This is a genomic window from Ideonella lacteola (genome assembly GCF_038066555.1).
In the GTDB taxonomy this organism is placed as follows: domain Bacteria; phylum Pseudomonadota; class Gammaproteobacteria; order Burkholderiales; family Burkholderiaceae_C; genus Ideonella; species Ideonella lacteola.
Map to the genome: position 1 here is coordinate 175,810 of NZ_JBBUTG010000009.1, position 26,877 is coordinate 202,686.

Here is a 26,877-nt window from a genome sequence, read left to right on the forward strand (position 1 = left end):
GGGAGACATGAATGGCTGACGATTTTGGATTTGCGCCGCCCCCGTTCAAGCCGGCCGACGCGCTGGTGCTGCTCAAACGCACGCTGCGTGATCTGCGCACGCTGACCGAGCGGGGTGACGGCTTCGAGCTGAAGGGCGCGCGGGTGATGGAGCTGGCGGCCGGTACCACCTCGATCGAGGCGCGGCTGGCGAAGCGGCCCTCGCGCCAGGTGCCCGAGTGGGATGGCTTCACGCTGGACAGCAGCGCAGCGGTGCGCAAGTTCACCGACGAGTTGAAAAAACGTCTGGCCCGCTGGACCGAGGAGGAGCGATGAGCGCCGACACCCAGGCCTTTTACGACACACTGGAAACACGCCCACCTGCCCAGCGAGAGGCTGCCCTTATGGCGGCCCTGCCCGGCGTGGTGGCCCACGCGCAAGCGCGCACCGATGCCTTCGCCGATCTGCTGGCCGGCGTCGACCCGGCGCAAGTTGGCAGCCGCGGGGCGCTGGCCCGGTTGCCGGTGGTGCGCAAGAGCGAGCTGCTGGCGCGCCAGCAACGCGACCGGGCCGACGCCTCGAAGCATGAGCCCTTCGGCGGCTTCTCGGCCATCGGCTGGAGAGGGCTGCTGCGCTCGCAAGGTGCCCGGCGCGTCTTCCAATCCCCAGGGCCGATCTACGAACCCGAGGGCGAGGCCCCCGATTACTGGCGCATGGCCCGGGCCATCCACGCGGCGGGCTTCCGGGCCGGTGATCTCGCGCATTGCAGCTTCAGCTATCACCTCACCCCGGCCGGCGCCATGATGGAATCCGGCGCGCATGCGGTGGGCTGCACCGTGTTCGCAGGCGGCGTGGGCAACACCGAGCTGCAGTTGCAGGCGGTGGCCGAGCTGCGCCCGCATGGCTACATCGGCACGCCCAGCTTCTTGCGCATCCTGCTGGAAAAGGCCGCCGAAACCGGCGTATCGGCCGGCTCCATCACCAAGGCGATGCTCGGCGGCGAGGCCTTTCCCCCATCGCTTCGGCATTGGTTCGAAGAACGCGGCGTGCAGGCTTACCAAAGCTACGCCACGGCCGACCTCGGCCTGATCGCCTACGAGACCCACGCGCGAGAAGGCCTGGTGATCGACGAAGGGGTGATCGTCGAGATCGTGCGGCCCGGCACGTCCGACCCCGTCTCCGAAGGCGAGGTGGGCGAGGTGGTGGTCACCACGCTCAACCCCGACTATCCGCTGGTGCGTTTCGGCACCGGTGACCTCTCGGCCATCCTGCCCGGCCCCTGCCCGACCGGCCGCACCAACGCCCGCATCCGGGGCTGGCTCGGCCGCGCCGACCAGACGGCCAAGGTGCGCGGCATGTTCGTGCACCCCGGCCAGGTGGCCGAGGTGCTGCGGCGCCACCCCGAGGCGGGCCGCGGCCGGCTGGTGGTCGAGGGCGAGATGGCCAACGACCGCATGACGCTGAGGGTCGAGATCGCTGGGGCCCCCGAAGGCTTGGCGGCCCGCCTGGCCGACACCCTGCGCGACGTGACGAAACTGCGCGGCGAGGTGCAGTTCATGGCGCCGGGCAGCCTGCCCAACGATGGCAAGGTCATTGAGGACGCGCGCAAGTACGACTGAACGCCGATCGGTAGACTGCGCCGATGAAGATCGATTTCGTGTCCGACGTGGCGTGCCCCTGGTGCGCGGTGGGTTTGAATGCGCTCGAACGGGCGTTGGAGAAGATCGGCGACGACATCCCGGTCGAGCTGAGCTTTCACCCGTTCGAGTTGAACCCGCAGATGGCGGCCGAGGGCGAAGACGCCACCGAGCATCTGATGCGCAAGTACGGCTTGTCCCAAGAGCAGTTGGAACGCAACCGGGCCGGGCTGCGCGAGCGAGGCGCCTCGGTGGGCTTCCAGTTCGGTGATCGCGCCCGGGTGTGGAACACCTTTGACGCGCACCGGCTCATTCACTGGGCCGGCCTGGAAGGACGGCAGCGCGAGATGAAGCACGCGCTGCTGCAGGCCTACCACGGCCGCAACGACAACCCCGGCGACGCCGAGGTGCTGTACCGGGCGGCCGTGGAGGCCGGGCTCGATGGCGAGCGCGCCCGCGAGGTCATTGCTTCCGACCGCTATGCCGCCGAGGTGCGCGCGCAAGAGCGCCACTGGCAGCAGATGGGCATCAACTCGGTGCCCTCCATCATCATCAACGACCGCCACCTGATTCAGGGCGGCCAACCACCCGAGGTGTTCGAACAGGCGCTGCGCCAGCTGGCACAGGCGGCCGAGTAGATTCGCTCAGGCGGTCATTCAAGCGGATGGGCGAGCGATCGAATCTTCGACCGAGGGCCACACGATGGCTTGGGCGACGATCACGCTGCTGCCGTTGAAGGTCGCCGACGGCGAGCCGTAAAGCATGTAGCCCATCGCCAGCGCCTCGCTGACGCGGCGGCAGAAGCTGGCGTCGTCCGGGCCGGTGAGCAGGCGGTAGGTGGGCAAGTCGTTGGGCGGATGGGCGGGCGTCATGTCGATGTCTTCGATGGCGGTGGGGCTCTGGCGCAGTCTGCCAGGCACGGTTCAAGCCCAGCGTTCGGCGGGCTTCCTGAGGTAGTGCGCGAACACATAACGCCAAGGGATGACGAACGGCACGATCACCACCCACAGGCAGGCGATGGTGTTGTTCATCGTTGCGGCGTCCATCGCGTCGGCTCGCCATTGCGGCCACGCCACGAGCGCCAGCCACATCAGCTTCCACACCAGCTCCCACAACAGCAGGGGCAACATCTGCAGTGGGTAGCGCAGGCCGAGCAGCGACAGCGACGAGAACGCGGCCAGCATGCAGGCCACCACACCCTCCATCAGCTCCCACGGATGCTCGCGGTGAACCACCCCAGGCCAGACGACGACGCCCAGGCCGACCACCACCAGCAGATACAGCGCCCGCAACAGGTACAGACGAAACAGTGACACGTCGTTCATGGCTGCCCCCTTGGTCATTCGACTTGCTTCAGGATCTTTTCAACAGCGGCGAGCCGAGTCGTCACATCAGCCAGCGTCGTGCGGATGGATGACAGCGCCGCGGCGGTCTCGGCTTGCATCGCCGTCGCGCGGCTGGCCACGTCCCGAAAGCTCGCCTCCTGTACCTGGCGTGCCTTGGCCTGCTGCGTGGCCGCGTAGTACTTCATGCCGAAGATGAGCAGCAGGGTGACCGGCAGCGCGAAGATCGTCAGCAGATAGATGGTTTCGGACATGGTGGCCTCGGGTCCAGTGGAACAAGGGGTCAGGGATCGACGGGTGCGCTCAGCGACTTCGCTGCATTGGCGATCGACTGCGGCGTGAGGTCGATGGCGAAGGGGGTGACCTCGAAGAAGTTCAGCGCCTTGCCATCCTCGGAGACCTCGTGCTGGCTGGCGATCAGCCCCGCTTCTTCGAGCTTTTTCAGATGCAGGTGCAGCAGCGGCCGGCTCATGCCGAGCTCGCGAGCGAGCTGGCTGACGTAGTTGCGCCCCCCATGCGCCAGCGCCGCCACGACGCGCAACCGATGCGGGCTGGCCAATGCGGCCAGCGCCGCCAGCAGGCGGTCTCCGTTCAGGGTGGCACTTTCGCTTTTCACATGTCAATAATACCTGACATATGAAACGAAATCAAAGCAGGTGGCCAGGAAATCTTCAAATTCGCTCTAGAGCGAGCGCGTCATGAAGCACCACCGCCCCTGCCAGGCCGCAGGCACCTCAGTGCCCGCATAGGGCGCGGCTTCGTGGAAGCCGGCGGCGGCGTACAGCCGACGGGCCTCGGGCATGAAGGGCGCGGTGTCGAGCGCGGCTTGTCGGTAGCCGCGTGAGGCGGCTTCGTGGATCAGCGTGTGCATCAGCGCCTGGCCGAGCCGCCGCCCGCGAAACACCGGCCTCACATAGATGCGTTTGAACTCCACCGTGGCCGCCGCGATCGGGCGCAAGGCGCCTGTGCCGGCCAGTTGCCCGCCCTGCTCGACGAGCCAGATGCCGCCTTCCTCGATGGGGAGGCTGCCGAGGCTGTCGACCATCCCGGCCACCGCCTCGGCTCCGATCTGCGCCGCCGGATCGATGTGCGCCCGCAGGCCCTGCTCCACCCAGGCGAGGTATTCGCCGGTGAGGCAGAGCACGGCCTCGCGGTCACGAGGCCACTGGGCGCGGCGGATCAAGCGACGGTCACTGCGGAACGAACTTGAAAGACCGGATCACCACCTCGACCGGCTGCCCATCGCTGGGTGCCTGGCCCTTGAAGAGCCACAGGTTCATGTGCACGGGGATGGGGTCCTGCGGGAGGCGCTTTTGCGCGTTCGCCGGCGAGAAGTTCTTCTTCTTGATCAGGCCCGTGTTGTCACCCACGTCGCGCAGGCCGTTCAGGCTGGCGTAGCGCACGCTGTCGGACGACCAGGTGAAGCGGTGGGTGGACAGGTTGTCCAGCGAGATCTCGAAGCTCGTCGACAACGGCTTGGGGCCCTGCACCGACGGGTAGATCGTCCAGTTGCCGTTGGGCCAGGCATCGTTGCCCCAGCGGGCAAACTCGATGTCGATCTCGTTGGTGCCGTCCGGGCCGATGTCAGGCGTGGTGTAGTTGAACAGGCCGAGCACCAGATTGCGGTTCATCAGGTCCGGCCGGCCTTCGATCTGCCACTGGTAGGTGCCGAAGCCCAGCGCCTTGGTCATCGTCACCTCGGCGGCCGTCCACTTGCCGTCGCGCTGCATCACTTTCAGGTGCAAGGCGCCGTTGGCATCGACCCAGACGTTGCGAGCGTCCCAGTTGTTCGGGCCCGGGCCGCCGCCGCCTTGGCGAACTTCCCAGGTGTAGCCAGAGAACTGCAGCGTGGCCGCTTCGGCCATCAGAGGGCCGCCACAGGCGGCCAGGGTCAACAGCGAAAGCACCGTGCGGCGCGTGGCAAAGGTCTTCCATGTCATGGGGGTCTCCTCCCGCACAAAGGCGTGCGTGCTTGCGAGCGTAGTGCGTTCGCAGGCACGCCCATTGCACAAAACGTGTGCGACCGCGTAAGGGACGTGCCGCAGTCGTGTCCGGTTGTGTGCGACCGTGCGGAGGTCAGCGCTCGACGATGACGAAGTGCTTGCGCACCCGTTCAACGACCTCGAAAGAACCCTTGAACATCGGGGGCAGGAAGACGGCCTGGCCGGGGCCAAAGGTCTCCACCCGGCCTTCGGCGTCATACACCCGGCAGATGCCTTGCAGGACGATGAAGTACTCATGTTCCCGCGGCCCGAATTCGATGCGCCAGCGGCCGGGCTCACACTCCCAGATGCCGGTGGCAAGCCCGTCGGCAGCGTTGTCATACAGCACCCAGGTGCGACGCTCGGGGTCGCCCACTTCGCGGCGCTCAGGACGGGGGTGATCGATCTCGGGCGCCGACGTGGGCGCGGGGTCGAAACGGATGACGGCAGGAGAAGCTTGGCTCATGGGCGCTGTGCCACAACGGCTTGAATGGAATGAAAGGCGCTCATCCTATTGCAGCCGCCCATAGGCCATCGTTGGGGCGGCCTGCAGGACGGTTGCGGAAGCCTCCGCCCCGCTCGATGGCCGCGACGACAACGCCCAAAGGGTGAACTTGCCACTCCCGGGGCCACCCTTACGTAGTTCCCGAGACGGCAAACGGCGGCGCACCGCTAGCATGGGCCACCCTGCAGACTTCACAGGACAGACGCCCATGAAACGCTTCGCCCTCACCCTCGTGGCCGCCACCCTGGCCAGCTCGGCCTTCGCCGAGTATCCGGAAAAGCCGGTGACCCTCGTCGTGCCTTTTGCCGCAGGCGGCCCGACCGACAAGGTGGCTCGGGATCTGGCCGAAGCCTTGCGCAAGCCCTTGGGCGGGCAGGCCATCGTCATCGAGAACGTGGGCGGCGCGGGCGGCACGCTGGGCGCCACCAAGGTGGCCAAGGCGGCGCCCGATGGCTACACCCTGCTGCTGCACCACATCGGCATGGCCACCTCGCCGGCCCTGTACCGCACGCTGCAGTACAAGACGCTGGAAGATTTCGAGTACCTGGGCCTCGTCAACGAAGTGCCGATGACGCTGATCGGCAAGACAACGCTGCCGGCCGCCAACTACGCCGAGCTGTCCAAATGGCTGGAGGCCAACAAGGGCAAGATCAACCTCGCCAATGCTGGCCTGGGTTCAGCTTCTCACCTGTGCGGCCTGCTCTTCCAGCAGAGCCTGAAGATCGACATGACCACGGTGCCTTACAAGGGCACCGCGCCCGCGATGACCGACCTGCTGGGCGGTCAGGTGGACATCATGTGCGACCAGACGACCAACACCACGAGCCAGATCGAGAGCGGCAAGGTCAAGGCCTTTGCGGTGACGACGACCAAGCGCCTGACCACACCGGCATTGGGCAAGCTGCCCACGCTGGACGAATCCGGCCTGAAGGGCTTCAATGTCTCGATCTGGCACGGCTTGTACGCGCCGAAGGGCACGCCCAAGCCGGTGCTGGACAAGATCAACGCCGCGCTCAAGTTGGCACTGAAAGACCCGGAGTTCGACAAGCGCGAAGAAGCGCTGGGCGCGGTGATCATCAACGACGCGCGGGTGAACCCCGCTGACCACAAGAAGTTCGTCGAAGCCGAGATCAACAAGTGGGGCCCGGTCATCAAGGCGGCCGGCCAGTACGCCGACTGACGGAGAACGTCATCGATTGAGCGGGCCGACGAACAACAAACTCTCGGCGCTTCCGGGCGCCGAACACGCCGCCCAGCAGCGGCTCGAGGGCCGGTGACGGCCCAACCCGTTCAGCACCGGTCGCGGTCCAACAGCGACGGGTGCGTTGAAAGGGGCCATTCGGGGGAGTGGCTCCTTTTTCTTTGTCTGTGCAGCCCGCGAGCCGCCCACCATGGCCTCAGCCGCGGTGAGACAGCGCTTCCCAGCGCTCGAGCAGTTGCATCAGCTCGTCTTCGATGGCTGCGTGCCGGCCCGTGACCTCGGCAATGCGCTGGGGTGACTCGGTGTAAAGCGCCGTGCCACCGATTTCGGCGGCCAGGCGAGCCTGCTCGGCCTCGAGCGCCTCGATGCGTGCCGGCAGCTCGTCCAGCTCGCGCTGCTCTTTGTAGCTGAGCTTCTTCTTCGCGGTGGAGGGTGCCACCGCCGGCTCGGGCGCTTTGGGCGCGGGCGTGGGCGCCGGGCGCGCAGCCGCTTCGATCGCGGCACTGCGCGCCGACTGGGCCTGCCAATCGGCGATGCCCCCCTCGTACTCTCGCCAGCGCCCCTCTCCCTCGGCCACCACGGTGCTGGTCACCACGTTGTCGACGAAGCGCCGATCGTGGCTGACCAGGAACACGGTGCCGTCGTAGTCCTGCAGCAGCTCTTCGAGCAGCTCCAGTGTCTCGATGTCCAGGTCGTTGGTCGGCTCGTCCAGCACCAGCACGTTGGCCGGCCTCGCAAACAACCGGGCCAGCAGCAGGCGGTTGCGCTCGCCACCGGAGAGGCTCTTGACCGGCGAATTGGCGCGCGCCGGGGCGAAGAGGAAGTCACCCAAGTAGCTCATCACATGCTTGCGCTGCGAGCCGATCTCGATCCATTCGCTGCCCGGGCTGATGGTGTCGGCCAGGGTCTTTTCGGGGTCCAGGGCTTCGCGCATCTGATCGAAATAGGCGATCGTCAGGTTGCTGCCGGTGCGCACGGTGCCGCTGTCGGGCGCCAGTTGGCCGAGGATGAGTTTCAGCAGCGTGGTCTTGCCGGCGCCGTTGGGGCCGACGAGGCCCACTTTGTCGCCACGCAGGAAGATGGCTGAAAAGTCCTGCACGATGGTCTTGTCGCCGTAACGTTTGCCGACGCCGTCGAGCTCGGCGACGAGCTTGCCGGACGAGGCGCCGCGGTCGATGTCCAGCCGCACCTTGCCTTGCTGCTCGCGCCGGGCGCGGTGCTCTTCGCGCAGTTTCACCAGCCGCGCGACGCGGGCCACACTGCGGGTGCGACGGGCTTCGACGCCCTTGCGAATCCACACCTCTTCCTGGGCCAGCAGTTTGTCGAATCGCGCATTGGCCAGCGCCTCGGCCTCCAGCTCGCGTTGCTTGGCCGCTTCAAAGGCGGCGAAGTTGCCGGGGTAGCCGTGCAGATGCCCGCGATCGAGTTCGACGATGCGAGTGGCCACCGCATCGAGGAAGGCGCGATCGTGCGTGATCAGCACCAGCGCGCCGCGAAAGCCGGTGAGCAGGTCAGCCAGCCAGTCGATGGCTTCGAGGTCCAGGTGGTTGGTGGGCTCGTCGAGCAGCAGCACGTCCGGCTGCGCGGCCAGCGCACGAGCCAGCGCGACACGCTTCTTGGTTCCGCCAGACAGGCGGGCGATGACGCCGGCCGGGTCGAGCCGCAGGCGTTGCAGGGTTTCGTCGACGCGCTGTTCCCACGTCCATCCACCGAGCGCTTCGAGCCGGGTTTGAAGCGCGTCCAGGTCGTCGCCCGGCGCATGGGCTTCGAAGCGGGCACGCAGCTCTCGCGCTTCGGCCACGCCTTCTGACACCGTGTCGAACACGGTGGCGTCGTCGTTGAAATCGGGCTCCTGCGGCACGTACACAACCCGCACGCCGGATTGGAGCTGCAGGCTGCCGTCGTCGGGCCGATCGATGCCCGCGAGGATCTTCAGCAGAGACGACTTGCCAGTGCCGTTGCGGCCGATCAGGCCGACGCGCTCGCCGGCTTCGAGGGAAAAGTCGGCACCGTCGAGCAGCGGCACATGGCCGAAAGCGAGGTGGGCGTTGGTGAGGGTCAGCAGGGCCATGGGTGCATTGTCGACGCTCGGCGCACGCCAGGGGCTGTGGGGCGGCCCAGAGCGGGATCGGGAGGGCGAGGTGTTCCGCTCCGCTCATGTCCCCCGTCGACAGCCTGCGGCTGCCGCCTCCTCCCAATACTTCGCTGCACGGAACACCCCACCCTCCCGATTGGCACGGCTGGCGCTCATCGGCGCAGGCAGCCCGCGGTGATGGCCGAGGGGGGCCGGGTGACCGGTGAAGGGAAGTATCAGGAGTAGCCACCTGCCGAAGGCTGGTGGCGGGGGACATGACCGGAGCCGGTCACCCGGCAGCCTCGGCTCGCGCTGACCTCATCGAGACGGTGCCGCGCCCTCCAACGCCTCGACAAACATCGCCGCGACATCGAACCCTGTCTGGTCGGTGATCTCCTGGAAGCAGGTCGGGCTGGTGACGTTGATCTCGGTGAGCTGGTCACCGATCACGTCCAGCCCGATCAGCAGCAGGCCGCGTGCGGCCAGCTGGGGGCCGATGGTTTCGGCGATCTCGCGGTCGCGCTCGCTCAGCGGCTGCGCCACGCCCTTGCCACCGGCAGCCAGGTTGCCCCGGATCTCGCTGCCTTGCGGAATGCGGGCCAGTGAATAGGGCACCGGTCGTCCACCGATGACCAGCACGCGCTTGTCACCCGCCGTGATGGCCGGCAGGTACTTCTGCACCATCACCGTCTGGGCCCCGTCGCGGTTCAGCGTCTCGATGATGCTGCCCAGGTTCAGGCCATCGTCCTTGACCCGGAAGATGCCCATGCCCCCCATGCCGTCGAGTGGTTTCAGGATGATGTCACGGTGCTCGTCATGGAAGCGGCGAACGTCCGCCGCGCTCCGTGTGACCAATGTCGGCGCGATGAACTCGGGGAACTCCAGGATCGCCAGCTTTTCCGGGTGGTCGCGCAGCGCCTTGGGCGAGTTGAAGACCCTGGCGCCCTCGGCCTCGGCGCGGCCCAGCAAGTGGGTGGCATAGAAGTACTCGCTGTCGAATGGGGGGTCCTGCCGCATCACCACCGCATCGAAATCGGCCAGGGCGATGCGGCCTTCGTTCACGGTGCGGTACCAGTCCGTCACACCGTAGCCTGAAGCCCCCGTTAGGCTCACCTGGCGGGTCTGCGCTTCGACCCGCCCGCCGCGCTGCCATGACAGCTCATGGGGCTCGCAGGCATACAGCGCGTGGCCGCGCCGGGCGGCTTCGCGCATCATCGCGAAGGTCGAGTCCTTGTGGATCTTGAAACCCGCCAGCGGGTCGGCAACGAAGAGCAGCTTCATGGGCCGCAGTGTGCCCCGAAGTACTTGGCCGTGACCGTGACGGGTTTTCGGTGGCGGCGCCCTGCCGGCCGCCGCAGGTCACGCCACGAGGGGCTCGGTGCGGGTGTTCAGCCAGGCCAAAGCGTCGCCGTTCACCTTGGGCGCCAGGCGCTCGCGCACGGTCGCGTGGTAGCGATTCAGCCAGTCGATCTCATCGGCGCGCAGCAGGCTCGCGTCGATCAGGCGGGTGTCGATCGGGCACAGCGTGAGCGTTTCGAACTCGAGGAATTCGCCGAATTCGCTGGCGGGCGCCGCCACGTTCAGCACCAGGTTCTCGATGCGCACCCCCCACCGGCCCGGCCGGTACAGGCCCGGCTCGATCGAGGTGATCATGCCCGGCTCCATGGCCATGTTCAGGTCAGGGATCGCCTTGCTGATGGACTGCGGGCCTTCATGCACGTTCAAGAAGTAGCCCACGCCGTGGCCGGTGCCGTGCCCATAGTCGAGGCTCTCGGCCCAGATCGGCGCACGGGCCAGGGCGTCCAGCATCGGGCTGAGCGTGCCGCGCGGAAAACGCGCGCGGCTGAGCTGCAGCGTGCCCTTGAGCACCAACGTGTAGTCCCGCTTGTGGGCCGCCGTGGGCTGCCCGATGGGCCAGACGCGGGTGATGTCGGTCGTGCCGCCGACGAACTGCGCGCCTGAGTCGATCAGCAGCATGCCGTCGCCTTCGATCGCGGCGTGGTGTTCGGCGGTGGCGCGGTAGTGCGGCATCGCGCCATTGGCGTTGAAACCGGCGATGGTCGGGAAGCTGAGCCCCACGAAACCCGGCCGCTTGGCCCGCTCGGCGCTGAGCTGCTCATCGATCGTGATTTCGGTGATGCGCTCGCCGCGCGCCAGGGCCTGCTCCAGCCAGGCGTAGAAGGCGCACATGGCGGCACCGTCTTCTTCCATGGCCTGCCGCACAAATGCCGCCTCGGCCGCCGTCTTGCGGCTCTTCATCAAGGTGCTGGGGTTGATGGCCTCGATCACCGTCAGCCCCTCCGGGGCGGCCTCCCGCAGGCCCAGCGTGACGCGCTTCGGATCGATCAGCAGCCGCGCGCCGGGGCCGAGCGCCGCCAGTGCGGACGGCGCGGCGCTGTAGTCGGCCAGCGTGATGCCGTCGGCCGCCAGCAGGGCCGTCAACTCCGGCGCCACCTTGCCTTCGCCGACGAACAACGTGGCGCTCTGGTTGGCGATCAGCAGGTGGCCCAGGAAGACCGGGTTGTAGGCGACGTCCGCACCGCGCAGGTTGGTGATCCAGGCGATGTCGTCCACCGTGGAAACGAAATGGTGGGTGGCGCCGTGGCGGGCCATGGCCTCCCGCACCAAAGCCAATTTGGCCGGGCGACCCAGCGGCGCCTGCGGCGAGCCGTGGTCGTACACGGCGGCCGTCGGCAGGCTCGGGCGCTCCGCCCAGGCGGCTTCGAGCAGATCGACCTGGGTGAGAAGCCGGATGCCGTGCTGTTCGGCCACGCCGCGCAGTTGCTTCGCCGCGGCGAGGCCGAGCACCTGGCCATCCACCGCCAAGGCCTGCCCGGGCCGCACATGCTCGGCGATCCAGTCCAGGTGGTGGGTGGCGGCGCCGGTCGGGATCTTCACCAGCCCGATGCCGCTGCCCTGAAGCTCCGATTCGGCCTGCGTCCAGTAGCGGCTGTCGGCGAACAAGGCCGCCTCGCCGATGGTGACCACCAAGGTGCCCATCGAGCCGGTGAACCCCGAAAACCACTCACGCCCCTGCCAGCGACCAGGCAAGTACTCGGACAGGTGCGGGTCGCTGGAAGGCACCAGCACCGCGTCCACATGATTCGCCGCCATCACCTCGCGCAAGCGGGCAATGCGAAGTCGGGCGGGGGAGGTGCGGGTGTCCATCGTGAGGCTCCGTTGGGACTGGCGACACGCCGGGCAGCCGGATAGACCGCGGCGGTATCACCCTGGGTAGGCAAAGCCCGACCAAGGTGGTCGAGCCGGTTCGAATGATTCTAGGAGTCGGGCAGCCGAAGGAAATTCAGAAAGCCTATGCACGCCGGGGCGTCTTCCGAATGTTCGGGCAACGCACGGACCTGCCGAACGCTGTTTCGCCAGTTGGTAACCAACTGTAGCAAACGTAATGGCAATTGCACAGATGCTAAACGTGGGGCGCTGGCGGCCGACGACACCTTCACAAACGGCAACGAAGCACGTTTGTCACTACAGGGAGCGCGTCATGCAGAGAAGATCTTTCATGCAGGCTTTGTCTGCGGCTTCCGCCGTGGGCCTGGGCACCTCGATGGGGGCATGGCCCCTGATCAGCCGCGCGGACAGCCGCGTGGTGCGTTTCGGCCAATCGGCCTCACTCACAGGCGGCCAATCCGCCTACGGCCAGGACATGCGCAGCGGCATTGCCGCGGCTTTCATGGCGGCGAATGCGCAGAACACCGGCGTGCGCTTCGAGCTCAATTGCCTCGACGACGGCGGCCTGCGCGCCAATTGCATGAAAAACGTGCTCAACCTGACGGAGAGCGATGCGATCGGGCTCATCGGCTTCACGAGTGGCGTGGGCGCCGAAGCCAGCCTGCCGGTGTTTGAAGACTCGCGCATCTCGCTGATGGGCACCGCCAGCGGCAACCTGGGCCTGCGCGCCCAAGGCGTGAAGAACGTGTTCAACGTGCGGGTGGGCCACGATGCCGAATACCGGCGCATGGTGGGCTACGCGAAGGACTTCGGTTTGCAGCGCGTGGGCATCGTCTACATGGGCGACGCGGCAGTCAGCAACCTCAATGCCCTGAAGCAGACGCTGGCAGACGCCAACATCACGCCGAAGGTGTCGGTCGCCATCGATCGCAATGCGACCAACTTCGATGCGGCCGCGCGCGACCTGCTGGCCAACCGCCCGGACTGCGTGATGTTCACGACGAACGCCGAGCCGATCTGCAAGATCATCGAGCAGATGTCGGCCGCGAAGTACCCCGGCCTCTACTACGCCTCGTCGTACTCGGGCCAGACGCTGATCGACAAGCTCGTCGCCCGTCAGCAAGGCTGCGTGATGAGCCTCGTGGTGCCCCGCCCATCAAGCATGGGCACGCCGGTGGTGAATCAATGCCAGCGCGACTTGGCGCTGCTGAACAACGGCAGCCGCCTGGGGGTGACCACGCTCGAAGGCTACATCGTCGGCCGCATCGCCGTCGAAGCGACGCACCAGGCCATCAACAGCGGGCGGCTGAGCCGCGCGCGCTTTGGCGAAGTGCTGGCGGGCCTGCGAACCGACCTCGGCGGTTTCCGGGTGGACTTTGGCGGCACGTCGCAGGGCTCGAAGTTTGTCGACCTGATGGCGGTCGACCGCTACGGCCGCCTGGTCGGCTGAAGGTATGAGCTTGTTCGAGGGACGAGGAACGCGCAGCATGCATCGCCGACATTTTTTGATCGCAGGCGCCGCAGGCTGCGCCATCTCCCCAGCGCTCGGTTGGGCCTCGGGCAGCAAGTCCGTGCGCATCGGCCAGTCGGCTTCGCTGACGGGCACACAGACGCAGTACGGCAAAGATGTGAACCTCGGGTTGAACGCGGCCTTCACCGCCGCGAACAAAGCCGAAGGCGCCAATGGACTGAACTTCGAGCTGCTGGCGCTGGACGACGGCGGCGTGAAGGAGCGCGTGGTCTCCAACGCCAAGAGCCTGATCGACGTGGGCGCCACGGCATTGGTCGGGTTCACCAGCGGCATCGGTGCGCAAGACTGCATGCCGCTGACACTGGAGCACCAGATCTCGATGATCGGTACCGCCAGCGGCAACATGGGCATCCGCGCCGGCAGCCCGCCGCCGGGCACCGCGCATGTCCGCGCCGGCTACGACATCGAATACAAGCAGATGATCGCCTACCTGAAGACCTTTGGGTTCAACAAGGTCGGCTATGTCTATCTGCAGGACACGTCGAAGATCAATCTCGCGACGATGACCACGGTGATGGACTCCGCGGGCATCAAACCGCCGATTGCGCTCGGCGTTGACCGCAACGCGAAAGACATCGACTCGGCCGCCAAGCAATTGCTGGCCGCCAAGCTGGACTGCGTGGTCTTCACGACCAATGCCGCGCCGGTGCTCGCCATCATGAAGCAGATGAACGATGGCGGCTTCCCCGGCATGTTCTTCGCCTCGTCGCTCGCCGGGCAAGACCTGATCAACGGCGTACCGGCCGTGGGCCGCAGCGTGGTCATGAGCCTGGTGGTTCCCCGCCCCACGGCACTGGGCGTGGGCGTCGTGTCGCAGTGCACGCGCGATGTGGCGGCGATCAACGCCAGCGCGAAGATGGGCGTGACGGTGTTGGAAGGCTATATCGCCGGCCGCGTCACCGTCGAAGCCGCCCGCCAAGCCGCGCAGCGCGGTGGCGAAGTGTCCCGGCAACGCCTGCGGGATGCGCTGGCCAACCTGAAGGTCGACCTCGGTGGCTATCGCGTGGCCTATGAAGGCGGCGCCAGCCAGGGCTCGCAGTACGTGGAGCTGGTCGTCGTGGACCGTTTCGGCCGAATAGCCGGTTAATGCCGGCCCCCACGGCCGCTCCGGCGGTCTGCCCCCCGAGAGGGCTCGCGCAGCGGACCGGCAAGGCCGGTTCCGCGCACGCCAAAGGATGGTGAGCGGCGCTGCGCGCGCTCAATCAGTCGGGCACGGCCGGGGTCGCGCACGAGACTGGCAAAGTCGGACGATCACAGGCTCGTTCGCAGTCTCCAGATCTCTGGGAAGAGCACGGTGTCGAGCATCTTTCGCAGGTAGCTCACGCCACCGGTGCCGCCGGTGCCGCGCTTGAAGCCGATGACGCGCTCGACCGTCGTCACGTGGCGGAATCGCCAAAGGCGGAAGGCGTCCTCCAGGTCGGTGAGCTCTTCGCCGAGCTGGTACAGATCCCAGTGCGCCTCGGGCCGCCGGTAGACCTGCAGCCAGGCCTGCTCGACCCCGTCGTCGACAGCGTAGGGCTGCGTCCAATCGCGCTCGACATGGCTGGCCGGCACCGCGATGCCGCGCCGCGCCATCAGCCGCAGCGATTCGTCGTACAGCGACGGCGCGCGCCACGCCGCCTCGACGATCTTCAGCAGGTCGGGCCGATGCTCGTGCGGCTTGAGCATCGCGGCATTCTTGTTGCCGAGCATGAACTCGATGCAGCGGTACTGCCAGCTCTGAAAACCGCTCGATTGCGCGAGGTAGGGCCGGATGGCCGAGTACTCGGGCGGCGTCATCGTGGCCAGCACATCCCAGGCATGGACGAGCTGCTCCATGATCTTGGAGACGCGCGCCAACATCTTGAACGCCGGCGGCAGCTGATCGGCCGCGATCGCTGCCACCGCGGCGCGCAATTCGTGCAGCATCAGCTTCATCCACAACTCACTCGTCTGGTGCTGCACGATGAACAGCATCTCGTTGTGATCGGGCGAGAGTGGGTGCTGGGCATTCAGCACCTCGTCGAGGTGCAGGTAGTCGCCATAGCTCATGTCGCGCGAGAAATCGAGCTGCGCGCCCTCTTCCTGCACGATCGATTCACCGCGCGGCGCCTCGCCCGCGCCACCGCTGTGGATGGGACAACTCATGTCACTGCCGCCTTCTGGTTGAAACGCGCTTCGCGCCATTGCTGTGTGGTCAAGATGTCGTGCAGCGCAGTCACCGCATCGTGCACATCGACGAACCGGGTGTACAGCGGCGTGAAACCGAAGCGCAGCAGATCGGGTTCGGCTTCGGTGCCGTCCCCCGCGCGGAAGTCGCCGATGACCCCACGCTCGATCAACGCTTGCATCACGGCGTAGCCGGAGGCCGAGGCGCAGGCCAGTGACACCTGGCTGCCCCGCACCCGGCGATCGGCGGGCGTCACCGACCGCAAGCCCAGGCCCGCACACCGAGCCTCGACCTGCGCCAGGAAGAGGTCGGTGAGCGCCAGCGATTTTTGGCGCAGCGCTGCCATGCCGCCCAGCGGTTCGGCCGCAAGCAGGGTGTCCACCCCGCATTCGAGCACCGACAGGCCGATGACCGACGGCGTGCCGCACAGGTAGCGCGACACCCCTTCGGCCGGGCGGTAGTCGGTGTCGAAGGTGAATGGGGACGCGTGGCCCATCCAGCCCGACAGCGGCTGCCAGAAGCGACTCGCGTGGCGCGGATTCGCCCAGACAAAGGCGGGCGCGCCGGGGCCGCCGTTGAGGTACTTGTAGCCGCAGCCCACGGCGAAGTCGGCGTTCGCCCCATTCAGATCCACCGGGATCGCCCCCGCCGAATGCGCGAGATCCCACAACGCGAGGGCCCCGACGCGGTGGGCATGAGCGGTGACCGCCGCCATGTCGTGGACGGCACCGGTGCGGTAGTTCACCTGGGTGAGCATCAGCACCGCGACCCGCTCGTCCAGGCGGGCCGAGATCTCGGCCGCGGTGGCAAGCTCCAGCTCCATGCCGTGCTGCCGTGCCAACGATTGGGCGATGTAGAGGTCGGTGGGGAAGTTGCTTCGCTCCGACAGGATCAGCCGCCGACCCGGGCGATCGGCCTGGGCGATCGAGATGGCCGCACTGAGGGCCTTGAACAGGTTCACCGAGGTCGAATCGGCCACCACCAGTTCGCCCGGGCGCGCGCCAACCAGCCGGCCGATCTTGTCGCCCACACGCTGCGGCAGCGTGATCCAGCCGGCCGAGTTCCAGCTGCGGATCAGCCCCTCGCCCCACTCGTGGCGCACCACTTGCGCGGCCCGTTCGGGCGCCGCGGCCGGCATCACGCCGAGCGAATTGCCGTCGAGGTAGTTGACGCCTTCCGGGATGGTGAAAAGCTGGCGCAGCCCGCGCAGCGGATCGGCTGCGTCGAGGGCCGCGCACGCGTCGCGTGTCAGGGCTTGGCTCATCGTGGGTCTCACAGGTCGCGCAGCACGGCCCGAACGGGCGAGGCGTCTGCATGGATCAGTTTCAGGGGCAAGGCGATCAGCTCGTAGTCGCCTTCGGGCACATCGTCGAGCACCAGGTTCTCCAGGACCCGCACATGGCGCCGGCGAAGCACCTGGTGGCTGGGAAGCTCTTTGCTCGCCGCAGGGTCGACACTCGACGAATCGATGCCCACCAGCGTCACACCGCGATCGGCCAGCCACTCGACGAGCGCGGCATCGAATGCCGGCAGATCGTTGTCGAAGGCCGCCTGCGGCGCGCGCTCATACGTGCGCACCAGTACACGCGGCGGCAGGTCGTCTACGGCGTGCGCCAGGTGTTCGAGCCGGACAAGGGGCCCGCATCCGATGGCGTGCACCACACGGCATCGCCCGAGGTAAGGGGAGAGATCCACCATCCCGATGGCCGCCCCTTGCGGGTCGTAGTGCAAGGGGGCGTCGGCATGGGCGCCCACATGCGGCGACATGGTGATGGCCGACACGTTCACCGGGCAACCCGGCGTGATCGAGGCCACCCATTCCTGGCGGTAGGCGGTGTCCCCCGGGAAGACAGGGGCGCCGGCGTGCACGGGGGGCGAGATATCCCAAAGGCGTTTGCTCATCAGACCAGCTTAGTCGCGCTTGCGTGGACAGTCATCTGGACGGGTCGTCTCGAAAAAGTATAGACCTGAATAGTTGACAAGTGAAGTAATCGCGCCTAGATTTTGGTCAAGCCGCGGGCCGTGACGTGCTCGCCCATGGCCCCTTGCCGGGAGAAATTGACCATGCCGTTGCCGCTGTTGCCGAGCGCCTTGCGCGACACCTTCGCCCGCGATCGCCTGCCTCCCGCGGAGCAGTGGCCCCAGTTGATCTTCGAGCTGCCGGAGCTGCAGTTTCCCGACCAACTGAATTGCGCCAGTGCCCTGCTGGATGCGCGCGTCGCGGCTGGCGAAGGTGACCGGCTCGCGATCCAGGGAGAAGGTGTGCGCTGGACCTATGCGCAGTTGCAGGAGCAGGTGAACCGCATTGCCCACGAGCTGGTGCTGGGCATGGGGCTGGTGAGCGGCAACCGCGTGCTGCTGCGCGGCGCGAACACACCCATGCTGGCGGCCTGTTGGTTGGGGGTGGTGAAGGCCGGCGGCATCGCCGTGGGCTCGATGCCGCTGCTGCGCGCCAAGGAACTGAAGCAGATCATCGACAAGGCCGAGATCACCCACGCCCTGTGCGACGCCCGGCTTGCAGAGGAATTGACGCTGGCGCGGGCAGACGGGGGCGCCGCCACGCTGCGAGAGGTGGCACTCTTTCACAGCGAGGCCGCGGATTCGCTGGAGCACCGCGCCGCCCACCGCTCCAGCCATTTCGACGCCTTGCCCACCTCCGCCGACGATGTGTGCCTGATGGCCTTCACCTCGGGCACCACCGGCATGCCCAAGGCCACCATGCACTTTCACCGCGATGTGATGGCCGCCTGCGCCTGCTGGCCGGCACACGTGCTGAAGCCCCAACGGGACGATGTCTTCATCGGCAGCCCGCCGCTCGCGTTCACCTTCGGTCTCGGCGGCTTGCTGCTGTTCCCGATGTCGGTCGGCGCCTCGACGGTGCTGATCGAGAAGGCGACGCCCGACACCCTGCCCGCGGCGATCGAACGCTACCGGGCCACCGTCTGCTTCACGGCGCCCACCTCGTACCGTGCGATCGCACTCGCGGGGGCGCAGGGCGGGAGTGCCGCCCCCGACCTGCGCTCGCTGCGCAAGTGCGTCTCGGCGGGTGAGGCCTTGCCGGCGGCGACACGCAAGCTGTGGCGCGAACGCACTGGCATCGAGATCATCGACGGCATCGGCTCCACCGAGATGCTGCACATCTTCATCTCCGCCGACGAGGCCCACGCACGGCCAGGCGCCACCGGCGTGCCGGTGCCCGGCTACCAGGCCGTGGTCCTCGATGAAGAAGGGCAGCCGGTGCCGTCCGGCCAGGTGGGCCGGCTCGCGGTGCGTGGACCCACGGGGTGCAAGTACCTGGCTGACGATCGGCAACGGCAGTATGTGCAGCACGGCTGGAATCTGACGGGCGACGCTTATCTCGTCGACAGCGACGGCCAGTTCGTCTACCAGGCTCGCACCGACGACATGATCATCAGCGGCGGCTACAACATCGCGGGGCCCGAGGTAGAGAGCGCCTTGCTGCTGCACCCCGCGGTGGCCGAGTGTGGCGTGGTGGGCCAGGCCGACGACGACCGCGGTCAGATCGTGAAGGCCTTCGTCGTGCTCAAGCCGGGCCACACCGGCGACGCCGCCATGACAAAGGCGCTGCAGGACTTCGTCAAACAGACGATCGCCCCCTACAAATACCCCCGTGCGATTGAGTACCGGGATCAGTTGCCGCGCACCGAGACCGGCAAGCTGCAGCGCTTCAGGCTGCGGCAACCTGCGTAATGGTGGCGCCGCCCACAACAAGAGAGGAATCAGCGATGCACAAGGTTCTGCAGCCCGCCCATTGGGCCCCGCCTCGCGGCTACGTCAACGGCGTAGCGGCCAAGGGCACACAGGTCTTCGTGGCCGGCCAGATCGGCTGGAATGCCGAATGCCGCTTTGACAGCGATGACCTGGTCGAGCAAACGCGGCAGGCATTGCTCAACGTGATCGCGGTGCTGGCCGAGGCCGGCGCCACGCCCGACCACATCGTCCGCATGACCTGGTATCTGACCGATCGGGCCGAGTACCTGTCACGGGCCAAGGAAATCGGCTCGGTCTTCCGGGACACGATCGGCTCCTATGCGATCGCGATGACGGCGGTTCAGGTGGCTGCGCTGATCGAGTCGCGCGCCAAGGTCGAAATCGAGGTCACGGCGGTCATTCCGGGTTGAGGCCCAGCGCCCTCGAGGTCGCCGCCAGGCCGACACGGAGGGTCCGGATGAAGAACACGGCCAGCACCACGCCGAACATCGCAAGATTGCGCTGCAGGAAGAAGGGCCACCAGGCCGCCTCAGCGGCGCGCTGGCTCCAGGGCGGCGATGTGGCCGAGCCGGCTGGTCCGGCGAGGCTCTCGGTCAACGCGTCGGCCAGGCGCTCTGACGTGCGCTGCATCCAGCTCGGCCCGCGCGGCCACGCCCACATGCGGGACAACCAGTCCACCGGCACCCCCGACGGGCCGACACCGGCCCCCACGATGCCCCCGACGATGGCCGCCGTTGAATCGGTATCGCCACCGCAACGGATGATGGCCGTCACCGCACGCCGCAAGTCCGCAGGGCTGCACATCCACGCGTAGAGCGCCGCGGGCACTGTGTGCAACGCATAGCCCGTGACGCCGCCGGGGCATCCCAGCTGCCCCGCCAGCTCGTCCAGGCTCCAGCGCTGCGCCACCCCTTCGCGCATCAGCGCCCACTGAGCAGCCAGCAGATCAGGGTTCGGCGAGACCGCAAGGTACATACGCCGCCACGCGTCGAAGACACCTTCGGGAGGCTCGGCCAGAACGGTGGGGGCGGCATGGGCCGCCACGGCCACCGCCAGAGCCGCTTCGAACGCCGCGGGGTCGGTGTGCGTGAGGCAGGTGGATGCGCGAACCGTCTCGACCAACCAGGCACCGTCGGCGCCGCACGCCACACCGAGGATGGCAGCTCTCATGGCCGGGCCATTGCCCGCAGAATGCACGCCCGACGAGGCCGGGTTCGCACCGAACCACAACTTGAGGATCGCCCGGGCCGTCGCACTGCCCACGCCAGGCGGGCCGCTCAGCAGCCACCAGCGCAATCGCCTCGCCAGCAGTGCGCGGAATCGGCCGACATCGCGTCTAGCCTCGATCAGGCTGAGCGCCACCAGCTGGGTGTGCTCGGTGTCGTCAGACAGCATCCCGCGGCCGAACACCAGCGATTGGCGCAGAGGCTCGCGCGCGATGCTGCGCACCGAGCGCCGCGACAGGTTCTCGAACGGCAGCCCGACCGAGTCGCCGACGGCGGTGCCCCACAGGCACCCCGTCAGCCGGTGGGCGAGAACCCGGCGTGGATTCGTCGACACGGCTAGGAAACAGAGGTTCGCATCAACAAAAAGGCCGCCTGGATGGGCGGCCTTCGAGCATCGGCGGCAAGCCGATCGTGGTCAGACGGAGAAGCTGGAACCACACCCGCAGGTGGTGGTTGCATTCGGGTTCTTGATCACGAACTGCGCGCCTTGCAGGTCTTCCTTGTAGTCGATCTCGGCGCCCATCAGGTACTGCAGGCTCATCGCATCGATCAGCAGCGTGACACCGTTCTTGGTCATCTGGGTGTCGTCTTCATTGACGATTTCATCGAAGGTGAAGCCGTACTGGAAGCCGGAACAGCCGCCACCTTGCACGAACACGCGCAACTTGAGGTCCGGGTTGCCCTCCTCGGCCACCAGATCGGCCACCTTGGCCGCGGCACTGTCGGTGAAGAGGATCGGAGCGGGCATCGCGCCGGCGTCGGTGGTGGTGATTTCAGCCAGGGCGTTCATGGCAGCATCCTTCGAAACAACGGTTCAGAGATTCAATTCAGGGCCAGGGCCGGCCATCAGGCGTCGTTCGATGCCGCCAGAACCAGCGCGGGCTTTTCGCCCTGGCTCGAATGGTGACGCAGTTCACCATCGATGGTGGCACCCTGGTGCATTTCAAGGGTTTCGTAACGAACTTCTCCCGAAATGCGTGCCTTCGGCTGGATTTCGAGCAGCTCGGTCGAATGGACCGGGCCGACGACCTCACCGTTGATGATCACATGTCCAGCGATCACCTTGCCGTGCACCCGGGCATTTTCGCTGATCACCAACAAGGTGGGGCGGTCGCCAGCGGCGATCACATCGCCATGGACCTCACCGTCGATGCGCAGACCTTCGCCAAAGCGAAGCTCGCCGTGCACGGCGGTGCCCTCACCAATGAGGCTGCGAATGGGGGGTTGTTTCTTGAACCACATGGAGTGTCCTTTGCTGCGTTCCCAACGTGTCTTGGGTCGCCGCGCGCCGCGTGCACCGGCGCGTGTCAGGCGACTTCAAAGTTTGGCCATCTGCGTGGCCATGACGGCTCCAGCGCCGTTCAACACCCTCACTTGCACGGTTTTTACCACGGCCCCTTCGGGGTGATCGATGCGCCCCTCGACCCGCGCGTACTGCTTCACCTGAAGAGGCTTCGCCCCTCCCGGCAAGCCTGACGACCAGGCCTGGCCATTCAATTCCCCGCTGAGCGTCAATTCATACCGGCCATCGAACGGTACCGACGGGCGGCCGTTTTGCATGACCAGCAGCTGGTATCTCAACTGACCGGCGGCGGCCGGCTCCACCTGAAAGCCGCGGACCGACAGCACCCCGCCGGACGCCGCGCCGCCGGCCACCGGCAGCAGCCGCTCGAAAAAGCCCAGGTCCGCTTTCAAGGCAAGGTTTTCGGCCTCGGCCTGCTTCAATTGCGCCGCCAAGCGCTCTTGCGCCACCTTTTCCGCCTTCAGCAGGCTGTCAGCCGTGTTGGCGATGGCCTGGGCTCGCTCGGAGGCCTCTTTCAGGCTGTCCAGCTCGGCGCGAAGGTGGGCCACCTCTTCCGATGAGCTGCGGTCCAGGCCCGCAATGTCCTTGCCGAACTCAAACGCCCACAGCGCGATGGCCGCGGAGAAGCCCAATGCCACGGCATACAGCGCCCAACGCAGCGGCCAGGGCAGATGGCTGCGCACGATCATGCGCGGAGCACTGATCGACAGGCGGCGACGCAACAGCTTGAAGCGCATCGTGTCCGGAGGTGAACAGGGGCCTGAAGGCACGAAAGGCCGCGAATGCGGCCTTTCGAATGAACAACAACGACTGGGTCGTTGAAGCGAAGATCAGCGCTTGCTGAACTGCTTGCGGCGGCGGGCGCCGTGCAGACCGACCTTCTTACGTTCGACTTCACGCGCGTCACGCGTGACGAAGCCGGCGCGGCTCAGGTCAGGCTTGAGCGCTGCGTCGTAGTCGATCAGCGCGCGGGTGATGCCGTGGCGAACAGCACCAGCCTGGCCCGATTCGCCACCACCGTGCACGTTGACCTGAATGTCGAAGGCTTCGCCATTGCCCGTCAGCAACAGCGGCTGCTTGACGATCATGATCGAAGTCTGGCGGCCGAAATACTGGTCGACGGGCTTGCCGTTGACCGTGATCTGGCCTACACCCTTCTTGATGAACACCCGAGCGACCGAAGATTTGCGGCGGCCGGTGCCATAGTTCCAATTACCGATCATCACCGCTCCTTAGATTTCCAGCGCCTTGGGCTGCTGGGCGGCGTGCGGATGCGTGTCGCCCGCGTACACCTTCAGCTTCTTGATCATCGCGTAGCCGAGCGGGCCCTTGGGCAGCATGCCCTTGACGGCCTTTTCCAGGGCACGGCCCGGATGCTTGGCTTGCATGTCCTTGAACTTCGTGGCGTAGATGCCGCCTGGGAAGCCCGAGTGACGGTAATAGATCTTGTCGTTGGCCTTGTTGCCAGTGACACGGATCTTGTCTGCGTTCAGGACGATGATGAAATCGCCGGTATCCACGTGAGGCGTGTAGATGGCCTTGTGCTTGCCGCGCAAACGGAGTGCCACTTCGCTGGCAACACGTCCGAGCACCTTGTCGGTGGCGTCAATCACAAGCCACTCGTGCGTCACTTCGGCCGGCTTGGCGCTGAAGGTCTTCATGAGGGATCTCTGAATGAGAAGAAAATCGGCTGTCTGGACGGATCACCGGCCCCTTCGGTACCGCTTGGAAGGGTCAAACTCCAGGAATCTGAAGCCCGACCGGCGGCCTCTCTGGCGCACCGGCACCTCGCTCAGTTGGCAGCGGCTCCTCATCGGAATCACCACCCAACAGGCAAAGCCCGTTCTCCCCGCCGAAAACGGGAAAGCTGGTGAGTATAGCTCAACATCGCCGAATGCCAAGCAGGGCGGGCGACGACCGTTCCCGGGTATTGGAGCCCGCTCTCCACTCGAGGTCGCTAGACTAGGGTAATCACCAAGATCTGGAGGCCAAACCATGGGCCCTTCCGACGATCGACCTACCGCTGAACCGGCGGCGACCCCGCCCAGCAGCGCGAAGGCGCCGACGCCGTCCGTTGCCACCGAACCGTTTCGGTGGATTCCCATCCGATCACTTTCGCAGCGACATCGCTCGAAAGTGCTCGCCCACTTACTCTCCTTGGACCCGGCCGATCGCTATCTGCGCTTCGGCTACGCGGCCAGCGACGCTCAGGTGAGCCGCTATGTCGATCTGCTCGACTTCGATCGAGACGAGGTGTTCGGCATCTTCAACCGCCGACTCGAACTGATCGCCCAGGCGCACCTGGCCTACCTGCCCCAGTCGCCGCGCATGCGCCAAGGGGCCGAGTTTGGAGTCTCTGTGCTCCCGAAGGCCCGTGGCCGCGGCTATGGGGCTCGGTTGTTCGATCACGCGATGCTGCATGCGCGCAATCGAGGAGTCGACACCATGATCATCCACGCCCTCAGCGAGAACGCGGCGATGCTGCGAATCGCTCGCAACGCGGGCGCCAAGGTGGAGCGGGACGGAGGCGAAGCCGAAGCCCGGTTGCGGCTGCCACCGGAGACGCTGGGTTCGGTGATCGAGGAAATGGTCGAAAACCAGGCCGCGGAGATCGACTACCAACTCAAGAGCAATGCTCAGCGTGTGGACCAGTTGCGCAGCATTTTCGGCGAGATCAAAGCCGGCATCAGGAAGGTACGCGACTCGACGATCGAGTAAGCGCGCGCTTACCATGCGTCGATGTCCTCTCCGTCCATCGACGCCCCTTATGCCGAACTCGACCCCGCGGTCGTCCTCGGCGCCTTGCAGGATGCCGGCTTCGCTTGCGACGGCCGCTTGCTGCAGCTCAACTCCTACGAAAATCGCGTCTACCAGGCCCTCCTCGAAGATGGCCGGGTCGTGGTGGCCAAGTTCTATCGGCCTGGGCGATGGTCTGACGCGCAGATCGCCGAAGAGCATCGATTTGCCGCCGAGCTGGCCGATGCCGAGTTGCCGGTGGTTCCGCCCTTGCCACTGTTGCTGCAGGGACCGGCGCTGAGCCTGTCGCCGCAGGCCGCCACGCTCGGGCACTACCGGTCCGACGGCGGCCAGGTGTTCCGCTTCGCGGTGAGTGAGCGCCGCGCCGGCCGCGCCCCCGAATTGGAACAAGCCGAGGTCCTCGCCTGGACAGGCCGTCTCCTGGCACGCCTGCACCGCATCGGCGCGCGCGACCGCTTTTCGCACCGCCGCACCCTGGATGTGGCCACGTTCGGCCATCAGCCCCGGCAACGTTTGATCGACCTCGGGTTCGTCGACCCGGAAATCGACCGCGGCTGGATCCAGGCCAGCGCCGCCGCGCTTGATGCCGTCGAACACGCCTTCACGAAACACGGCTCGCCGCGGCTGATTCGCCTGCATGGCGACTGCCACGCCGGCAATGTGCTGTGGCGCGAGGACAGTGGCCCGCACTTCGTCGACTTGGACGATGCCTGCATGGGCCCGGCCATCCAGGACTTGTGGATGATGCTGCCCGGCGAGCGCAGCGCCGTCGAAGCGGCGCTCTACCACCTGCTCGACGGTTACCGCGATTTCGCCGATTTCGACGACCGGGAACTGCTGCTCATTGAGCCCTTGCGCACCCTTCGCATGATTCACCACAGCGCCTGGCTGGCCGAACGCTGGCGCGACCCGGCCTTCCCGATCGCCTTCCCCTGGTTCGCGAGCCCGTCTTACTGGAATCAGCAGACCACTGATCTGCGGGAGCAAGTTGAACGCTTGAAGAGTTAAGGATGGTCTGCACAAAGCATGGCGCGACGTGCATGGACGCTGAAGAACACGGAATCTGGGCTCGAGATGCCAGAAACGGCTTCAGCCCGAGCTCTTGGGCGCCGATTCGGCGAGCGTAGCCCAGGCTTTCGCCGATTTGGACGCACTCATGCCCCGGCTCCCAGCAAGCGCCGACGCACCAGCCACAGGTTCGCGAGTGCGAACAGCGTGTGCAGTTGCGCCGTGTTCTTGGCCAAGCCGCGGTAGCGCACCTTGACGTGGCCGAACTGGCGCTTGATCACCCGGAACGGGTGCTCGACCTTGGCCCGGATACGCGCCTTGATGCGCTCGACCTGATCTGTCAGTTGGTCCACGAGCTTGGTCTTGTCCAGCGCCTTGCGCTTGCCGGGTCGCATGGCGATGTGCCATTTCACGTCTGCTCGTGCGTCTGGCCGCTTGCTCGCGCCCTGGTAGCCCGCGTCGCCAAAGGCGTCAGTCTCTTGCCCATGCAGCAGGCTGTTGGCCTCGACAACGTCGTTGACGCTGCCGCAGGTGCCGCGCACGGTGTGCACCAACCCCGACTCGGCGTCCACGCCGATGTGGGCCTTCATGCCGAAGTACCACTGCTGGCCCTTGCGGCTTTGCTTCATCTCGGGGTCGCGTTCGCCCGAGGCGTTCTTGGTCGAGCTGGGCGCGGCAATCAGCGTGGCATCGACCACCGTGCCGCTCTTGAGCAGCAGGCCCTTGGCGGTGAGCAGCTCGTTCACCGTCTGCAGAATCTGCGGCGCCAACTTGTGCTTCTCCAGCACATGGCGAAACCGCAGGATGGTGCTTTCGTCGGGTAGCCGCTCGTCCCAGGTGCCCAGGCCAGCGAACTCGCGCAACAGCGGCATGTCGTGCAGTGCCTCTTCCATCGCCGGATCGCTCAAGCAGAACCACTGTTGCATGAAGTGGATGCGCAGCATCGTCTCCGGTGCGAATGATGGCCGGCCACGCTTGCCCTCGGGCAGGTACGGCGTCACCAGCGCCACCAACTCGCTCCACGGCACCACGCGCTCCATCTCCTCGAGAAACTCTCGTCGCCTCGTGCGCTTGGCCGTCGTCCCCAGGCCCAGGCTGTGTTGTTTCATGCGCCATATCGTCTCAGCACTTCAGCTTCCCGCCAAGCACGAGACCGGGCGACTTCTGCAGACCTTCCTTAAGCCCCCGACAGGGCGAAAATGGCAGGATACGCATGCGCGTGCCGCTTCGCCCAGGTCGGAAGAAGACTGGCGTAACTTCGA

The 26,877-nt window shown here is 66.5% G+C and carries 30 protein-coding genes; 10 read left to right on the forward strand and 20 right to left on the reverse strand.

The window, feature by feature from the left end; translation table 11 throughout:
- The first annotated feature begins 11 nt into the window (after positions 1–11).
- Genes AACH06_RS15420 through AACH06_RS15430 form a run of 3 tightly spaced genes read left to right on the forward strand, consistent with a single transcriptional unit; the run spans position 12 to position 2,253 of the window.
- Positions 12–314, forward strand: a complete 303-nt coding sequence (locus AACH06_RS15420; RefSeq protein WP_341426630.1) for a hypothetical protein — start codon at positions 12–14, stop codon at positions 312–314.
- Positions 311–1,597: a phenylacetate--CoA ligase family protein gene (locus tag AACH06_RS15425; protein WP_341426631.1), complete on the forward strand. Its 1,287-nt coding sequence runs from the start codon at positions 311–313 to the stop codon at positions 1,595–1,597. Before AACH06_RS15420 ends, AACH06_RS15425 begins: the two co-directional genes overlap by 4 nt.
- 23 nt (positions 1,598–1,620) lie before the next feature.
- Positions 1,621–2,253 (forward strand): DsbA family oxidoreductase, encoded by a 633-nt coding sequence (locus AACH06_RS15430; protein ID WP_341426632.1) that lies wholly within the window; start codon positions 1,621–1,623, stop codon positions 2,251–2,253.
- 18 nt (positions 2,254–2,271) lie between these two features.
- Here AACH06_RS15430 and AACH06_RS15435 read toward each other — a convergent pair whose 3' ends face one another.
- The 7 genes from AACH06_RS15435 to AACH06_RS15465 all read right to left on the reverse strand — a co-directional run bounded on the left by AACH06_RS15435 (position 2,272) and on the right by AACH06_RS15465 (position 5,406).
- Positions 2,272–2,535, reverse strand: coding sequence for a DUF1737 domain-containing protein (locus tag AACH06_RS15435; protein WP_479723920.1), 264 nt, complete (start codon positions 2,533–2,535; stop codon positions 2,272–2,274).
- Between the two features lie 3 nt (positions 2,536–2,538).
- Positions 2,539–2,940, reverse strand: coding sequence for a hypothetical protein (locus AACH06_RS15440; protein WP_341426633.1), 402 nt, complete (start codon positions 2,938–2,940; stop codon positions 2,539–2,541).
- Between the two features lie 14 nt (positions 2,941–2,954).
- On the reverse strand, positions 2,955–3,212 hold the full coding sequence (locus tag AACH06_RS15445) for a hypothetical protein (protein WP_341426634.1): 258 nt from the start codon (positions 3,210–3,212) through the stop codon (positions 2,955–2,957).
- A 29-nt stretch (positions 3,213–3,241) separates the two neighbouring features.
- The gene (locus AACH06_RS15450) at positions 3,242–3,574 is read right to left on the reverse strand and encodes an ArsR/SmtB family transcription factor (RefSeq protein WP_341426635.1); all 333 of its coding nucleotides are present in this window, start codon (positions 3,572–3,574) and stop codon (positions 3,242–3,244) included.
- Positions 3,575–3,640: 66 nt separating this feature from the next.
- Entirely contained in the window at positions 3,641–4,141 is a 501-nt protein-coding gene (locus AACH06_RS15455; protein ID WP_341426636.1) for a GNAT family N-acetyltransferase, read from the reverse strand.
- Between the two features lie 7 nt (positions 4,142–4,148).
- The gene (locus AACH06_RS15460) at positions 4,149–4,898 is read right to left on the reverse strand and encodes a glycoside hydrolase family 16 protein (RefSeq protein ID WP_341426637.1); all 750 of its coding nucleotides are present in this window, start codon (positions 4,896–4,898) and stop codon (positions 4,149–4,151) included.
- Positions 4,899–5,034: 136 nt separating this feature from the next.
- Positions 5,035–5,406: a cupin domain-containing protein gene (locus AACH06_RS15465; RefSeq protein ID WP_341426638.1), complete on the reverse strand. Its 372-nt coding sequence runs from the start codon at positions 5,404–5,406 to the stop codon at positions 5,035–5,037.
- Positions 5,407–5,653: 247 nt separating this feature from the next.
- Here AACH06_RS15465 and AACH06_RS15470 point away from each other — a divergent pair, with 247 nt between their 5' ends.
- On the forward strand, positions 5,654–6,625 hold the full coding sequence (locus tag AACH06_RS15470; RefSeq protein WP_341426639.1) for a tripartite tricarboxylate transporter substrate-binding protein: 972 nt from the start codon (positions 5,654–5,656) through the stop codon (positions 6,623–6,625).
- 217 nt (positions 6,626–6,842) lie between these two features.
- On the opposite strand, the gene AACH06_RS15475 is transcribed toward AACH06_RS15470, so the two are convergent.
- From AACH06_RS15475 to AACH06_RS15485, 3 genes are all read right to left on the reverse strand, one after another.
- Entirely contained in the window at positions 6,843–8,717 is a 1,875-nt protein-coding gene (locus AACH06_RS15475) for an ATP-binding cassette domain-containing protein (RefSeq protein ID WP_341426640.1), read from the reverse strand.
- A gap of 321 nt (positions 8,718–9,038) precedes the next feature.
- Positions 9,039–10,001: a glutathione synthase gene (gshB, locus tag AACH06_RS15480; RefSeq protein WP_341426641.1), complete on the reverse strand. Its 963-nt coding sequence runs from the start codon at positions 9,999–10,001 to the stop codon at positions 9,039–9,041.
- A gap of 78 nt (positions 10,002–10,079) precedes the next feature.
- Positions 10,080–11,888, reverse strand: a complete 1,809-nt coding sequence (locus tag AACH06_RS15485) for an aminopeptidase P family protein (RefSeq protein ID WP_341426642.1) — start codon at positions 11,886–11,888, stop codon at positions 10,080–10,082.
- Between the two features lie 334 nt (positions 11,889–12,222).
- Between AACH06_RS15485 and AACH06_RS15490 the strand changes: the two genes are divergently transcribed.
- Together AACH06_RS15490 and AACH06_RS15495 are read left to right on the forward strand one after the other, a co-directional pair.
- Positions 12,223–13,359: an ABC transporter substrate-binding protein gene (locus AACH06_RS15490; protein WP_341426643.1), complete on the forward strand. Its 1,137-nt coding sequence runs from the start codon at positions 12,223–12,225 to the stop codon at positions 13,357–13,359.
- 37 nt (positions 13,360–13,396) lie between these two features.
- Complete coding sequence (locus tag AACH06_RS15495) at positions 13,397–14,527, forward strand: ABC transporter substrate-binding protein (RefSeq protein WP_341426644.1); 1,131 nt, start codon at positions 13,397–13,399, stop codon at positions 14,525–14,527.
- Positions 14,528–14,691: 164 nt separating this feature from the next.
- Here the strand turns inward: AACH06_RS15495 and kynA are convergent, their stop codons facing one another.
- From kynA to kynB, 3 genes are read right to left on the reverse strand one after another with little or no spacing between them, the layout of a single operon-like run.
- Positions 14,692–15,567 (reverse strand): tryptophan 2,3-dioxygenase, encoded by an 876-nt coding sequence (gene kynA, locus AACH06_RS15500; RefSeq protein ID WP_341426645.1) that lies wholly within the window; start codon positions 15,565–15,567, stop codon positions 14,692–14,694.
- Positions 15,564–16,853 (reverse strand): kynureninase, encoded by a 1,290-nt coding sequence (gene kynU, locus AACH06_RS15505; protein ID WP_341426646.1) that lies wholly within the window; start codon positions 16,851–16,853, stop codon positions 15,564–15,566. The genes kynA and kynU overlap by 4 nt, the downstream gene beginning before the upstream one ends.
- A gap of 8 nt (positions 16,854–16,861) precedes the next feature.
- The gene (kynB, locus tag AACH06_RS15510) at positions 16,862–17,491 is read right to left on the reverse strand and encodes an arylformamidase (RefSeq protein ID WP_341426647.1); all 630 of its coding nucleotides are present in this window, start codon (positions 17,489–17,491) and stop codon (positions 16,862–16,864) included.
- A gap of 162 nt (positions 17,492–17,653) precedes the next feature.
- On the opposite strand from kynB, the gene AACH06_RS15515 reads away from it, so the two are divergent.
- On the forward strand, positions 17,654–19,300 hold the full coding sequence (locus AACH06_RS15515; protein ID WP_341426648.1) for a benzoate-CoA ligase family protein: 1,647 nt from the start codon (positions 17,654–17,656) through the stop codon (positions 19,298–19,300).
- A gap of 35 nt (positions 19,301–19,335) precedes the next feature.
- Positions 19,336–19,731: a RidA family protein gene (locus tag AACH06_RS15520; protein ID WP_341426649.1), complete on the forward strand. Its 396-nt coding sequence runs from the start codon at positions 19,336–19,338 to the stop codon at positions 19,729–19,731.
- Here AACH06_RS15520 and AACH06_RS15525 read toward each other — a convergent pair.
- From AACH06_RS15525 to rplM, 6 genes are all read right to left on the reverse strand, one after another.
- Positions 19,718–20,881: an ADP-ribosylglycohydrolase family protein gene (locus AACH06_RS15525; RefSeq protein WP_341426650.1), complete on the reverse strand. Its 1,164-nt coding sequence runs from the start codon at positions 20,879–20,881 to the stop codon at positions 19,718–19,720. The two genes, AACH06_RS15520 and AACH06_RS15525, sit on opposite strands and share 14 nt — an antisense overlap.
- An 81-nt stretch (positions 20,882–20,962) precedes the next feature.
- Positions 20,963–21,337, reverse strand: coding sequence for an iron-sulfur cluster insertion protein ErpA (gene erpA, locus AACH06_RS15530; protein ID WP_341426651.1), 375 nt, complete (start codon positions 21,335–21,337; stop codon positions 20,963–20,965).
- A 56-nt stretch (positions 21,338–21,393) separates the two neighbouring features.
- Positions 21,394–21,789 (reverse strand): bactofilin family protein, encoded by a 396-nt coding sequence (locus tag AACH06_RS15535; RefSeq protein WP_341426652.1) that lies wholly within the window; start codon positions 21,787–21,789, stop codon positions 21,394–21,396.
- A gap of 75 nt (positions 21,790–21,864) precedes the next feature.
- Positions 21,865–22,587, reverse strand: coding sequence for a DUF6776 family protein (locus AACH06_RS15540; protein WP_341426653.1), 723 nt, complete (start codon positions 22,585–22,587; stop codon positions 21,865–21,867).
- Between the two features lie 93 nt (positions 22,588–22,680).
- The gene (gene rpsI / locus AACH06_RS15545) at positions 22,681–23,073 is read right to left on the reverse strand and encodes a 30S ribosomal protein S9 (RefSeq protein WP_341426654.1); all 393 of its coding nucleotides are present in this window, start codon (positions 23,071–23,073) and stop codon (positions 22,681–22,683) included.
- Between the two features lie 9 nt (positions 23,074–23,082).
- Complete coding sequence (gene rplM / locus AACH06_RS15550; protein WP_341426655.1) at positions 23,083–23,511, reverse strand: 50S ribosomal protein L13; 429 nt, start codon at positions 23,509–23,511, stop codon at positions 23,083–23,085.
- 496 nt (positions 23,512–24,007) lie between these two features.
- Between rplM and AACH06_RS15555 the strand changes: the two genes are divergently transcribed.
- A complete protein-coding gene (locus tag AACH06_RS15555; protein ID WP_341426656.1) occupies positions 24,008–24,568 on the forward strand; it encodes a GNAT family N-acetyltransferase in 561 nt (186 codons plus the stop codon).
- Between the two features lie 21 nt (positions 24,569–24,589).
- Entirely contained in the window at positions 24,590–25,615 is a 1,026-nt protein-coding gene (locus AACH06_RS15560; RefSeq protein WP_341426657.1) for a serine/threonine protein kinase, read from the forward strand.
- Between the two features lie 146 nt (positions 25,616–25,761).
- Here AACH06_RS15560 and AACH06_RS15565 read toward each other — a convergent pair whose 3' ends face one another.
- Positions 25,762–26,724: an IS5 family transposase gene (locus tag AACH06_RS15565; protein WP_341426658.1), complete on the reverse strand. Its 963-nt coding sequence runs from the start codon at positions 26,722–26,724 to the stop codon at positions 25,762–25,764.
- Between the last annotated feature and the right edge of the window lie 153 nt (positions 26,725–26,877).